Below are 13,133 nucleotides of genomic sequence, written 5' to 3'. Positions count from 1 at the left end.
CGTCGATATTCTCTCGCCGCCCGACGGCGTGCGGGGCACCCTGGTCGTATGACCTCCCCGACCGGCTACGCGCCCGAGCCGACGACGTGGCGCATCCTCGAGGTGGCCGCCGCCCCCGTGACCGACCACCCCGACGCCTGGGCGTACCACGGCATCGCCGCCGTGGACCGCGCCGTCGAGACCGCGAACCTCGGGTACGACGACCTCGCCCGCACCGTGCAGCAGCTCGTCAGCAGCATGCTGCACCAGGAGTACTCCGAGAAGCGGTGCTTCGTCGCCGTCCTGGACCGCGCGGACGGCGACGCGCCGACCGCCGACGACGTCGTCGGTTACGGGTACGCCTCGATGACGCGCGACCACAACACGCACACCGCCGACCTCTACCTGGGCGTCCACCCGGACCACCGGCGCCGCGGGATCGGCAGCGCCCTGGCGGAACAGGCGGAACGGGTGGCGACCGACGCGGGCCGGACCACCTTCTTCAGCTGGTCGCTCTCGGCCCGGGAGGCGACCGACGGCGAGGAGGCGCTGGTGCCGGCCACCGGCGCCGGGCGGCTGCCGTCCGACGCGGCCGGTGTCCGGTTCGCTCTCGGCCGCGGGTACACCCTGGAGCAGGTGGAGCGCATGTCGCGGCTCGACCTGCCGGTGGACCCTGCCACGCTGGCGACGTTCGAGGCGGAGGCGCGCGCGAAGGCCGGCCCCGACTACGTGACGCACACGTGGGAGGGCATCCCCGAGGAGTGGCACGAGGGGTACGCCCAGCTCATGACCCGGATGTCCACGGACGTGCCGCAGGGTGAGCTCGACTTCGGCGAGGAGACGTGGGATGCCGAGCGCGTCCGTGTCTACCTCGAGGAGCGCGAGAGCGGCGGCCAGCGCCTGCTGACCACCCTGGTGGAGCACGTACCGTCCGGCGAGATCGCGGCCGGCACCTCGTTCCTGCTGCAGGACGGCAAGCCGGCGTACGTCTTCCAGGAGGAGACCATCGCGCTCAAGGCCCATCGCGGGCACCGGCTCGGGATGCTCGTCAAGGCGGTGAACCTGCGCGAGCTGGCCGCCCGGTACCCGGACACCGAGCGCGTGCACACGTTCAACGCGGAGGAGAACGCGCACATGCTGAACATCAACGTGTCCCTGGGCTTCCGCCCGTCGGGCGCGGAGGCAGCCCTCCAGAAGCGCCTCCCGACTCGTTGAGTGCTGGATATTCGCCCTATCGAAACGGTTCGAGAGGGCGAATATCCAGCACTCAACGGCGGCGGCGGGCGAGGAGGGTGGCCAGCGGGCCGTTCGCGATCCCGAGCAGGTGGCGGAGCCGACGGTGGGTCACGCCCGAGCCCGGCTGGTACGGGAGCCGTTCCAGGGGCATGGCCTGCGTCATGATCATGACGTCGTCCGACAGGCCCGCCGCCCTGAGCAGCGCGGTGACCGTGGGGCCGACGACGGGGTGCGTCATCGCCTCGCCCACCGAGGACCCCGGTGTGAGCAGATGAGTGACGGCGTCCCCCGGCACCTCGGCCTCGGCCGCGACGCGCAGGTCGCGGCTCGACGCGCCCACCTCGACGCGGTAGGCGCCGCCCTCCACGTGCCACCGGTCGGCGCGCACGTCCCAGAACGCGAGGTCGGAACGGTCCACGACCAGCTCGACCTCCCGGGACTCCCCCGGCGCCAGGTCGACGACGGCGAACGCGGCCAGCGCGCGCGGGGCCCGCGGGACCGCGGATCCCGGCAGGGACACGTAGCACTGGACCACCTCGCGCCCGGCCACGCCGCCGGTGTTGGTGACGGTCAGTCTCGCGGTGAGGCCGACGACGCCGTCGGCCGGCCCGGCGGCGACCGTCAGGTCCGCGTAGGCGAACGTCGTGTACGAGAGCCCGTGGCCGAAGGGGTACTGCACCGCCATGTCCCGCGCGTCGTACCAGCGGTAGCCCACGAAGATGCCCTCGCCGTAGGTGACGTGCAGCCCGGTGCCGGGAAACCTGGTCCACGCGGGGGTGTCCTCGATGCGGAGCGGGACCGTCTCGGCCAGCCTGCCGGACGGGTTGACCCGACCGAACAGGACGTCAGCCGTCGCCCCGCCGCCCGCCTGGCCCAGCAGCCAGCCCTCGACGATCGCGGGCACCCGGTCCGCGAACCCGGACAGCCGCACCACCGAGCCGTTGGAGAGCACCACGACCACGCGCGGGTTGACCGCCAGCACCCGGTCCAGCACCTCGAGCTGGGCCGCCGGGAGCTCGATGTGCTCGCGGTCGCGGCCCTCGGCCTCGGCCGACTGCGGCAGGCCAGCGAAGAACAGCACCACCCCGGCGTCGCGGGCCGCGGCGACGGCCTCGTCCGCGAGCGCCTCGTCGGCGAGCTCGTCGGCCGATCCCGCGCCCGGCCCGTACCCCGGTGCGAACACGACGTCGGTCGCCGAGTCGCGGATCGCCGCGAGGGCGTCGTCGACCCGGGTCGGCACGATCTGGGACGAGCCCGCGCCCTGGAACCGCGGCGTCCGCGCGAGCTCGCCGATCACGGCCAGGCGCGTCCGCGGGGCCAGCGGCAGCAGGCCGCCGTCGTTCTTGAGCAGCACGATCGCCCGGCCCGCGGCATCGCGGGCCAGGGCGTGGTGGACGTCGTCGTGCCAGGTCTCGGGGTCGTCGCCCCGCTCCGCGAGGGCGGTCCCGGCGGCGGGCCGGGCAGCTCGCGCCGCGAGCGCCAGCGCGACCACCCGGCCTGCCGAGCGGTCGACGTCGGCCGGGTCGAGCGCGCCGGACCGGACGGCGGCGACGATCTCCGCGACCCGGGCCTCGCCTGCGGCGGGCATCTCCAGGTCGAGGCCCGCGCGGATGCCGGCGAGGCGGTCGTGGACGGCGCCCCAGTCGGACATGACCAGCCCCTCGAAGCCCCACTCGCCACGGAGCACGTCGGTGGTGAGCCGGCGGTCCTCGCCGGTGTGCGTGCCGTTGACGCGGTTGTAGGAGGACATGAGCGTGGCGGGCCGCGCCCGGGTCACCACGCGCTGGAAGCCACGCAGGTAGATCTCGCGCAGGGTGCGCTCGTCGATGTCGGCGGAGACGCGCATGCGCTCGGTCTCCTGGTTGTTCGCGGCGAAGTGCTTGACGCACGCGGCCACGCCGTGGTCCTGGATCCCGGAGACCAGGGCCGCGCCGATCTCCCCGGCGAGCAGCGGGTCCTCCGAGACGTACTCGAAGTTGCGCCCGCACAGCGGGCTGCGCTTGATGTTGATACCCGGGCCGAGCACCACGTCGACGTCGCGCTCCCGGGCCTCGGCTGCCACGGCGGCCCCGACGCGCGCCACGAGGGCGACGTCGAAGGTGCTGCCCAGCGCCACCGCGGGCGGAAAGCACGTGGCCGGGAGAGCCCCCTCGACGTCGCCGACGTCGGGGGCGAGCCGTCGCACGCCGTGCGGCCCGTCGGCCACGTAGACCGGCGGGACGCCGGGCGCCTCGGCGGCGGACCAGAACGAGGCCCCGGACAGGAGCCGGGCCTTCTGCTCGACGGTCAGCTTCCGGACGATCGCCGCCGGGTCGGCCGGACCGGCGGCCGGGGCAGGCGCAGAGACCCCGGCGGCCCGGGCGCGCGACTTCTTCGTCATGCGGTCACGCTAGCGGCCAGGCGTGCCAGGTCCAGGCGCGCCGGGTCCAGCGGTGCCGAATAAAGTCGTGCGCCCCCGGAGCGCCGGGAGCACCCTGGGTCCATGAGCACATCCCCTGCAGCACCCGCCCCGGCGACGTCGGCGTGGCGGCTCATGACCCCGCCCCACGCGACCTCGCTCGACGAGGCCGACGCCTGGGCGTACCGCGGCATCGCGGAGCTGCACGCCGCGGCCGCGGTCGTGGACCTCGGCAACGCGGACGCCGCTCCGACGCCGATCGGGATCCTGGTCGGGATGAACAACCAGAGCTACGTGCGCAAGCTGCGGCAGATCGCGGTGGTGGACACGCCCGCCGGACCGCAGGTGGTGGGCGAGGCGACGGTGTTCCTGCAGGTCCGCGCCAACCCCGAGCTGGCGATCGGCGGCATCGTGGTGCACCCGGAGCACCGGCGGCGCGGCATCGCCTCGGCCCTCGCGCAGTGGTCGCGCGACACGGCCCGGGCGGAGGGCCGGACGTCGTTCATGACGTACGTCGACTTCGGCCCGGAGAAGCCGGCGGGCGAGACGCTGACCCCGGCGTCGGGCAGCGGCGAGGTCGCCGCGGACCTGCCTGGCGTCCTGCTCGCGCAGAAGCTGGGCCTGACGCTCCAGCTCGTCGAGCGCCGCTCCCGGATCGACCTGCCGGTGCTGCCGGAGGCGGTGTCCCGCTTCGAGGCCGAGTCCCGTGCCGTGGCGGGCGACGCGTACCGCGTCCACACCTGGACGGCGCCCACGCCGGAGGAGTGGATCGAGCAGTATGCCGCCCTGGAGCAGGCGCTGTCCGACGACGAACCGCGCGGCGGCCTGGACGTCGAGTCCGACGTCTGGGACGTGGAGCGGATCCGCACCGAGGAGGCGGCGATCGCCGCCAAGGGCGACCAGTACGTGGTGACGGCGGCCGAGCACGTGGCCACGGGCGAGCTGGTCGCGATGACCATGCTCCAGTGGAACGACCTCCAGCCCGAGCACACCAACCAGCAGGCGACCGTGGTGCTCAGGACGCACCGGGGGCACCGGCTCGGGATGCTCGTCAAGGCCGTGAACCTGCGCGAGCACGCACGCCTGCGCCCGGAGGCGCAGCGGATCTACACCTGGAACAACGAGGAGAACCCGCACATGCTCGCGATCAACATCGCGCTCGGGTTCGTCCCGGCGGGCGGCTGCGCCAACTTCCAGGGCCCGCTCTGACCCGGCCGGCCTGACGCCGGGGAGCGTGCCGGGGCGGGTCAGAGCAGCTCGGGGGTGAGGTCCGGGCCGTCGCCGAACGCGGCGTCGTCGTCGAAGGGCCACACCGGCCCGCCCAGGCCGGTGTGGCGCAGGCGGCGCAGGTCCTGGTCCACGCCGCCGGGCGTGAGCACGAGCATCCAGTCCTCGGCCATCTCGTAGAGCTCGGTCTCGAGGTTGCCGATCTTCACCACCACCACGTCGGTGCCCCGGGGGTCCAGGCCGATCGCCGTGAAGTCCGACTCCAGGTGGTACGCCCGGCGCCGCTCGGTGAGGACCACCCGCAGGCCGCCCACCGCCACGACGCACACGATCCCCGCGAGGGGGTCGTCCGCGCGCACGTGCTCGACGACGCCCCGCAGCGTGACCGGTCCGTGCGGGCCGGCGTCGACCCGGGCCCCGGCCTCCACCTCGACGGTGGCGCCCACCCCGGCGGCGGCCACCGTGCGGGCGGCGTCGGCGTCGGGCAGGGCGGCGTAGATCGCGGTGCGGCCGCCGTCGGCGGGCGGGGCCGCGAAGGCGGGCTCCGCCAGGAGCCGCGCGAGGGTCCAGGTCACGTCGCCGGCGCCGCCGGCCATGGGGTTGTCGCCCGTGTCCGACAGGACGAACGGCCGCGCGTCGCTCGCCAGCACGGCCCGCAGGCACTCCTCGTAGGACCCGGCGGGCGCCACGAAGCCGAACTCCGCGCGGGCGTCCCAGTACCGGCGGGCCAGGCGCTCGGCCTCCCGGGAGATGACGGCGTCGTCGTCGCCCATGACCACCACGGCGGCCCGGCAGCGCGGCTCGTCCGCCCACGCGTAGCCGACCCAGACGGAGGCGTCCAGCACGCCGTCCAGCGCCCCGACCCGCGCGACGTCCTCGTAGATGCCCTTCGCCGGCTCCTGCCGGGTGCTCGCCCGCTCGCCCGCCAGCAGCACCGGCACCTGCACCCAGGCCTTGCGCGGCCGCCCCGCCCCGTCGACGCGCCGCAGCAGGTCGGTGGCCGCGCGCTCGCGCGCCTCGTCCTCGTCCTCGTGCGGGGCCGTGCGGTGGCAGGCGATGAGGTCGACGGTCGCAGCGAGGTCCCGGGACACGTTGCCGTGCAGGTCCATGGACGCGGAGACCAGGCAGTCCGGGCCGACGGCGGCGCGCACCGCCCGGGCGAGGTCCGCCTCCGCGTCGGTGTACCCGAGCACGGACATGGCCCCGTGGATCTCCAGCAGCACCCCGTCGAACGGGCCCTGCGCCTCCAGCGCCAGGCCGATCTCGGTGCGGACCGTCTCGTAGACGTCCGCCGGGACCGCGCCGCCCGGCAGCGCCCCGGCCCGCAGGATGCCCACCCACTCGGCCTCCCGGCGCAGGGCGGTGCCGTCCCGCAGGAACGGGTACCGCCGCACGAGCTCGTTGCCGCGCAGCAGGGTGAACGCCTCCCAGCCCGAGCGGTGCGGGGAGAACGTGCTGGACTCGATCGCCATGCCACAGATCGCGATCCGCGGTCGACGGTGGGTACGGGTCACGCGCGCAGTGTAGGCGGGTCGGGTTACTACTTCAGTACATGTCCTGACATGTCAGAACCTCAGGTCACCGGGGTGACCTGAGGTTCTGACACGTGGCGAACGCGGATCAGTCGTCCGCGTCGTCCGCCGTGTCGTCGTTCGGGGTGTCGTCGGCCGGGGACTGGTAGTTCGCGTCGTCCGGCGAGTCCGCCGACTGCGCGGAGCCCGCCGTGTCGTGCGCCGACTCGTTCGGGGAGTCCGCCGACTCCGGCGACGGGTCGTAGTTCGCGTCGCCCGGCGAGTCCGCCGACTGCGCGGACCCGGGGGTGTCCCGCGCCGACTCGTTGGGCGAGTCCGCCGACTCCGGCGAGTCGTCGGCGGGCGCGGCGGTCGTCCCGCCGGCGGGCGCCGTTCCGCCGGACAGCGCGACGGCGGCGGTCGACTCGGCCCGCGGGGCGGGGTCGTTGAGCGCGGCGGCCGTGCTCGCGCCCGCGATGCCGATCACGGCGGCCGTCCCGACGACGGCCCAGCGCTTCTTCATGGTCGAGGGGTTCATGCGACCGACCTCCCGGGTCTCCCGGCACCCCCGTCGGGTGCCTGCTGATGACGAGTCTGCTGCGCCAGGATGAGGCGACGAGGAGAGCCGGATGAGACAGCTCTCATGTGGTGCGGGCGGGCGCGGTACCGCGGGGCGTCATCCCCGGAACCGGTAGCCCGCGCCCCGCACGGTCTCGATCCGGTCCGCCCCCAGCTTTCTGCGCAGGTAGCGCACGTACACGTCCACCACGTTGGACCCGGGGTCGAAGTCGTACCCCCACACGCGCGACAGCAGCTGTTCGCGCGACATGACCTGCCCCGGGTGCTGGAGGAACACCTCCGCGAGCGCGAACTCCCGCGCGGACAGCTCCACCTCCCGGCCGGCCACGGTCGCGGTGCGCGTGCGCAGGTCCAGCCCGACGCCGCCGTGCTCCAGCCGGTCCGACGGCGCGGCCTCCGACGCCGCCCTGCGCAGCCGCAGCCGGATGCGGGCGAGCAGCTCGTCGAACCCGAACGGCTTGGACATGTAGTCGTCCGCCCCGCCCTCCAGGCCCGCCACCCGGTCCGACAACGAGTCGCGCGCGGTGAGGATGACCACGGGCAGCGTGGAGCCGACGTCGCGCAGGCGCTGCAGCACCGTGAACCCGTCCAGCACGGGCAGGCCGATGTCCAGCACCATCAGGTCGTAGCCGCCCGACATGGCGTGGCCGAGCGCCGAGGCGCCGTCGGACACCACGGTGGGCTGGAACCCGTGCGCCTTGAGGCCCTTCCGCACGAACTGCGCGATGCGCTCCTCGTCCTCCGCGATCAGGATCTGGTTCACGCCGCCTCCTCCGCCGTCGCGCCCCGGGCCGCCGGCTGTGCGCCCTGCCCTGGCCCGGCCGCGGGCCAGGTCATCACGAACCGCGCGCCGCCGCCGTCGGACCGTTCCACCACCACGTCCCCGCCGTGCCCCTGCGCGATGGCCCGCACGATCGCGAGGCCCAGGCCGGAGCCCGGCACGCCGCCCGTCGTGCTCCCCCGCGCGAACCGGTCGAAGATGCGGTCCGCCTCCTCGGGCGGCACGCCCGGTCCGGTGTCCCGCACCCAGAGCCGGACGACGCGGCCGGACGGGCCGTCGAACACCTGCGTGCCGATCCCCACCTCGTCGTCGGCACCGGTGAACTTCACCGCGTTGTCCGCGAGCTGGAGCACGGCCTGGGTGAGCCGGTGCGCGTCGGCGGAGACCTCGACGTCGGCGCGCGCGTCCACCACCCAGCGGCGGTCGCCCAGCGCCCGCGCCTTGTCGTGCACGTCGTCCGTGAACCGGCCCAGGTCCACCGGGGCCGGGGCCACGAAGTCCGACCGTTCCGCCTTGGCGAGCAGGACCAGCTCCTCGACGATCTGCCCCATCCGGGAGGTCTCGTCCAGCAGCAGGTCCCGGGTCTCGCGCACGTCCGCCGGGTCGTCCGGGTCGAGCACCTCCAGGTGCCCGCGCAGCACCGTCAGCGGCGTGCGGAGCTCGTGCCCGGCGTCGTCCAGGAACTGGCGCTGCGTCTCGATGGCCGTGGACAGGCGGTCGAGCATGGTGTTGAAGGCGCCCGCCAGCTCGCCGAGGTCGTCGTCGGTCGCGACGGGCACGCGCTGCGACAGGTCCGTCTCGGTCACCCGGGTCGCGGTGGCGCTGAGCTGGCGCAGCGGGCGCAGCAGGCGGCTGACCACGAGCCAGGCGAACAGGCCCAGGAGCACCAGCGCCACGCTGCAGACGATCGCGTAGGTGCGCATCACGGCGGTCTCGGCCTCGAGCGACTGGTCCAGCGCGGACGCCATGACGTAGGCGCCCACCTCCTGCCGGTCCGGCACGGTCACCGGCACGACGACGAACCACACCCGGCCGATCTCGGTCTCGATCTCACGCTGGACGGTCGTGGACGACTGCGGCGTCAGGCCGTCCACGACGTCCTGGACGAGCTCGCTCTCCACGACCACGCGGCTCGCCGCGGGCGGGTTGGACTGCTGGTGCGCGCCGTCCAGATAGCTCACGAACATCTCGTTCGAGCCCGGGACGTTCCGCTCCATGGCCACGCTCATGAGCCGGCCCGCGCCGTGGAAGTCCTCGCCCGTCTCCGGGTCCACGCCGTCGGCCGCGAGGCGCTGCAGCTCGCCGATCTCCTGGTCGAAGTCCTCGGAGATGTCGTCCATGATCTGCTGGGACTGGATCGCGTGCGTGAGCAGGCCGGCCCCGAGGAGGCCGATGGCGGTCACCGCCACGACCACGGCCACCACCTTGGCCCGGACGGACGGACGGCGCAGGCTCATGCGCCGCCCACGCCGGCGGTCGCGAGGCGCGACCCGTCGAGCCAGGCCGCCACGACGTCCAGGCGGCGCGACGTCGCCGCCTGCCAGTGCCGCTCCTGGACCCGGTGCGGGCCGGTGGCCAGGGAGAGCAGCACGCCCGCGACGCGGGCGGCGAGGTCGCTGCGGTCCGCGCCCCGGGTGCCGGGCGCGGTCACGAACCCCGCCGCGTAGTCCGCCGCGAGCCGGCGCATCCGGGACGCCCGGGCCACGTGCGTGGGGTCCGACCCGCCCACGAGCGACAGCACGTCGATGTGCGCCACCAGGCAGGCCAGGTCGTCGGCGCGATGGCCGGGCCCCGCGGAGTCGACGTCGAGCAGGCCGGTGACCCGCCCGTCGGTGAGCATGATCTGTGCCTCGTACAGGTCGCCGTGGGTCGGGTCGGTCCCGGCGCCGCGCTCCGCGAGGCGCTCGGCGACCGCGCCGGCCAGGTCGTTCGCGCGGCCGGCCTCGGCGGGCAGCGCCGCCCCGATCACGCCCGCGTAGTGCTGCGCCGACTCGCTCCAGGCCGGACGCCGCGGCAGGTCGCGCACCTCGGCGGGCAGCCGGTCGAGCAGGTCCAGGATCGCGGACGGCGACGGGATGCGGCCCCCGTCGCGGACGGCGGTGCGCATCTCGGTGCCGTGCAGCGGGGACAGCACCAGCAGGCCGTCGTCGGACCAGCCGAGCGGGCGCGGGACCGGCAGCCCGGCCCGCGACAGCAGCGCGTGCCGCTGGTGCAGGTCCGCGACCTTGCGCGGCCGCAGCACCTTGAGGAACACCCGGGACGATGCCGCCGTGGCCTCCAGCACCGCCCGCCGGGTGGGCCGGTAGGCGCGCACCTTGAGCTCGGGGTGCGCGCGCTCCCGCGGGCCCACGCCGAGCCCCGCCAGGAGCTCCTCGACGGCGGCGGGGTCGAACGCGCGCGGCAGGGCGGGCAGCGCCGGGTCGCCGGGGAACCGCCAGACGGCGACGGTCGCGTCGCCGTCGGACAGCGTGACCACGCCCGGCTTGCGCCCGTCGCGGGCCCGGCCCACGCTCGCGCCGAGCGTCTCCGAGCGCTCCACCCCGTTCCAGCGCACCGTCGCGCGGTACGCCACCGTCGTCGTCGAGCCGGGCCGGTGGTCCACCTGACGCACCCGCCAGTCGACGAGCTCCCCGCCGGCCGTCGCCACGGCGGCGTCGAGAAGCCCCGCGGCGGACTCGCCGGTCAGCAGGTCGAGGTGGGTGGTCACCACGTCATCCTCGCAGCCGGCGCAGGCAGAAGCGCTCGGTTTCGCATGAGAATCCTCTAACCTGCGGCGATACTCTCCCGGGGAAAGACATGCGCCTGGGGAGGGTTGACGGAGAGCTAGCACTGCTACCTCTCCGTCAACCCTCCCCAGGCGTACTCGTCTCCCCGGGCGTCAGGCCGACGTCGTCAGGCGCGCAGCTCCCGGTACTTCGCGATCAGGGCCGCGGTCGACGGGTCCTGCGCCGCCAGGGCGGCCTCGTCGCCCGCGACCGCCGGAGCGATCTCCAGCGCGAGCTTCTTGCCGAGCTCGACACCCCACTGGTCGAACGAGTCGATGCCCCACACGACGCCCTGCACGAACGTGATGTGCTCGTAGAGCGCGACGAGCTGCCCCAGCACCGACGGGGTCAGCGCGGGCGCCAGGATCGACGTCGTGGGCCGGTTGCCGCTGAACACCTTCGCCGAGACCAGGTCCTCCGCGACGCCCTCGGCCCGCACCTCGTCCGCCGTCTTGCCGAACGCGAGCGCCTTGGTCTGCGCGAAGAAGTTCGCGAGGAACAGGCCGTGCACGTCGGCCCCGGCGGCGACCGCGCCGCCGTCGCCCACGGCGTCGGCCAGCGGGTAGGCGGGGTTGGCCACGGCGATGAAGTCGGCCGGGATGAGCCGCGTGCCCTGGTGGATGAGCTGGTAGAACGCGTGCTGGCCGTTCGTGCCCGGCTCGCCCCAGAACACCTCGCCGGTCTCGGAGGTGACGGGCGTGCCGTCCCAGCGCACGGACTTGCCGTTGGACTCCATGGTGAGCTGCTGCAGGTACGCCGGGAAGCGGTGGAGCTGCTGCGCGTACGGCAGCACGGCGTGCGTGTGCGCGTCGCGGAAGTTCACGTACCAGACGTTCAGCAGGCCCATCAGCGCGGGCACGTTGCGCTCGAACGGCGTGGTGCGGAAGTGCTCGTCGATCGCGTGGAAGCCGCCGAGGAAGTCGGCGAACGCGTCGGGCCCGATCGCCACGGCGAGCGAGGTGCCGATGGCCGAGTCCACGGAGTAGCGGCCGCCCACCCAGTCCCAGAACCCGAACGCGTTGGCGGGGTCGATGCCGAACGCCTCGACCTTGTCCAGGGCGGTGGACACCGCGACGAAGTGCTTCGCGACGGCGTCGGCGCGCCCGTCCTCGGAGTCCTCGATGGCCCCCGCGGCGACCAGCGAGCGCCACAGCCAGTCTCGCGCGAGCCGCGCGTTGGTGAGGGTCTCCAGCGTGCCGAAGGTCTTGGAGGCGACGATGAACAGCGTCGTCGTCGGGTCCAGGTCGGCGGTCTTCTGCGCGACGTCGGTGGGGTCGATGTTCGAGACGAACCGCACCTCCAGGCCGTCCTGGACGTAGGGCTCCAGGGCCTCGTACGCCATGACGGGGCCGAGGTCGGAGCCGCCGATGCCGATGTTCACGATGGTGCGCACGGCCTCGCCGGTGACGCCGGTCCACTCCCCGGAGCGCACCTTCTCGGCGAACGCGTAGACCTTCGCGAGCTCGTCGGCCACGTCCGCGGTGATGTCCTGGCCGTCGACGGTCAGGTCCTCGTCCGACGGGCGGCGCAGCGCGGTGTGCAGCACGGCGCGGTCCTCGGTGACGTTGATGTGCTGCCCCGCGAACATGGCGTCCCGGTGCTCCGCGAGGCCAACCTCCTCGGCCAGGGCGAGGAGGGCGGCGAGCACGTCGTCCGTGACCAGGTTCTTCGACAGGTCGACGTGCAGGTCGGCGGCCTGGTGGCTCAGGCGTGCGGCGCGAGCCGGGTCCGCGGCGAACCAGCCGCGCAGGTCGGGCCGGAGGTTCTTGGAGAGCTCGGTGAGCGAGCCCCAGGCGTTGGTGGTGGTGGCGTCGACAGGCACACGGGCCGGCTCTGAGGTCATGACTCAACCGTAGTGCGGAGAGCCCTGGCCGCAGCCTCGGCGAGTGTCTGATCCGTCACCTCGTAGCCGGCGTCACCCCCGCCGCCGGGGCCGCCGGCGTCGGTCACGGTGCGCTTCGCGGACAGGTGGACGGCGTCCACTCCCACGGCGAGCAGGGCCGGGACGTCCGCCGCCGTGACGCCGCCCCCGGCCATGATCTCGATGCCGAGCTCGGCGCTGCGCTCGACCAGGGCGGCCAGCCGGTCCAGGCCGTCGGCCGCGCGGGCCGCGCCGCCGGAGGTGAGCACGCGGGCGACGCCCAGGTCGGCGAGCGTGTCCAGCGCCGCGAGCGGGTCCGCGACCACGTCGATCGCCCGGTGGAACGTCACCTCGGCGTCGTCGGCGGCGGCGACCAGGTCGCGCACGCGCGCCACGTCCACCGTGCCCGACGGCGTCAGCGCGCCCACCACCACACCGTCCGCGCCGGCGTCGACCGACAGGACGACCTCGCGGAGCATCAGGTCGTGCTCGGCGGGCGAATAGACGAACCCGCCGGGCCGGGGCCGGACCAGCACGTGCACCTCGAGGATCGGCGCGCTGTCCGACGTCGGGACCACCGCCGCGGCGTCGATCACCGCCTCGACCAGCGCGGCGCTGGGGGTGATGCCCCCGGTGGCGCCGAGCGCGGAGCAGAGCTCGACGCGCCGGGCACCGACGTCGGCGGCGATCACCGCCCCGGCAGGGTCCTGGACAGCGAGCTCGAGCGCGACACGTTGGGGCACGTGCGTCAGCGTAGTCGTGCGCGGGGCGGCCGTTCGCCCGCCGTGACGGGGAC

10 protein-coding genes are annotated in these 13,133 nt (G+C 74.4%); 2 read left to right on the top strand and 8 right to left on the bottom strand.

Annotated features, from left to right (window positions below; translation table 11 throughout):
* Positions 1 to 48 precede the first annotated feature (48 nt).
* Entirely contained in the window at positions 49 to 1,194 is a 1,146-nt protein-coding gene (locus QRN56_RS24800) for a GNAT family N-acetyltransferase (protein ID WP_285107809.1), read from the top strand.
* A gap of 52 nt (positions 1,195 to 1,246) precedes the next feature.
* On the opposite strand, the gene QRN56_RS24795 is transcribed toward QRN56_RS24800, so the two are convergent.
* The gene (locus QRN56_RS24795; protein WP_285107807.1) at positions 1,247 to 3,595 is read right to left on the bottom strand and encodes a glycoside hydrolase family 3 C-terminal domain-containing protein; all 2,349 of its coding nucleotides are present in this window, start codon (positions 3,593 to 3,595) and stop codon (positions 1,247 to 1,249) included.
* Positions 3,596 to 3,697: 102 nt separating this feature from the next.
* Between QRN56_RS24795 and QRN56_RS24790 the strand changes: the two genes are divergently transcribed.
* Positions 3,698 to 4,822 (top strand): GNAT family N-acetyltransferase, encoded by a 1,125-nt coding sequence (locus QRN56_RS24790; protein ID WP_285107805.1) that lies wholly within the window; start codon positions 3,698 to 3,700, stop codon positions 4,820 to 4,822.
* A gap of 38 nt (positions 4,823 to 4,860) precedes the next feature.
* On the opposite strand, the gene QRN56_RS24785 is transcribed toward QRN56_RS24790, so the two are convergent.
* The 7 genes from QRN56_RS24785 to QRN56_RS24755 form a co-directional block, all read right to left on the bottom strand.
* Complete coding sequence (locus QRN56_RS24785) at positions 4,861 to 6,354, bottom strand: M81 family metallopeptidase (protein ID WP_285107804.1); 1,494 nt, start codon at positions 6,352 to 6,354, stop codon at positions 4,861 to 4,863.
* Between the two features lie 106 nt (positions 6,355 to 6,460).
* On the bottom strand, positions 6,461 to 6,889 hold the full coding sequence (locus QRN56_RS24780; RefSeq protein WP_285107803.1) for a hypothetical protein: 429 nt from the start codon (positions 6,887 to 6,889) through the stop codon (positions 6,461 to 6,463).
* Between the two features lie 138 nt (positions 6,890 to 7,027).
* Complete coding sequence (locus QRN56_RS24775; RefSeq protein WP_285107802.1) at positions 7,028 to 7,693, bottom strand: response regulator transcription factor; 666 nt, start codon at positions 7,691 to 7,693, stop codon at positions 7,028 to 7,030.
* Positions 7,690 to 9,168 carry a sensor histidine kinase gene (locus tag QRN56_RS24770; protein ID WP_285107801.1) on the bottom strand — a complete coding sequence of 493 codons (1,479 nt, stop codon included), beginning with the start codon at positions 9,166 to 9,168 and terminating at the stop codon, positions 7,690 to 7,692. The genes QRN56_RS24775 and QRN56_RS24770 overlap by 4 nt, the downstream gene beginning before the upstream one ends.
* Positions 9,165 to 10,418, bottom strand: coding sequence for a phosphotransferase (locus tag QRN56_RS24765; RefSeq protein WP_285107799.1), 1,254 nt, complete (start codon positions 10,416 to 10,418; stop codon positions 9,165 to 9,167). The genes QRN56_RS24770 and QRN56_RS24765 overlap by 4 nt, the downstream gene beginning before the upstream one ends.
* Before the next feature lie 185 nt (positions 10,419 to 10,603).
* Entirely contained in the window at positions 10,604 to 12,319 is a 1,716-nt protein-coding gene (gene pgi, locus QRN56_RS24760; protein WP_285107797.1) for a glucose-6-phosphate isomerase, read from the bottom strand.
* The gene (locus tag QRN56_RS24755; RefSeq protein ID WP_285107795.1) at positions 12,316 to 13,080 is read right to left on the bottom strand and encodes a copper homeostasis protein CutC; all 765 of its coding nucleotides are present in this window, start codon (positions 13,078 to 13,080) and stop codon (positions 12,316 to 12,318) included. Before QRN56_RS24755 ends, pgi begins: the two co-directional genes overlap by 4 nt.
* Between the last annotated feature and the right edge of the window lie 53 nt (positions 13,081 to 13,133).

This window comes from Promicromonospora sp. MEB111, from assembly GCF_030209445.1.
Taxonomy (GTDB): Bacteria; Actinomycetota; Actinomycetes; order Actinomycetales; family Cellulomonadaceae; genus Promicromonospora.
This window is presented reverse-complemented; position numbering and strand designations above follow the sequence as displayed.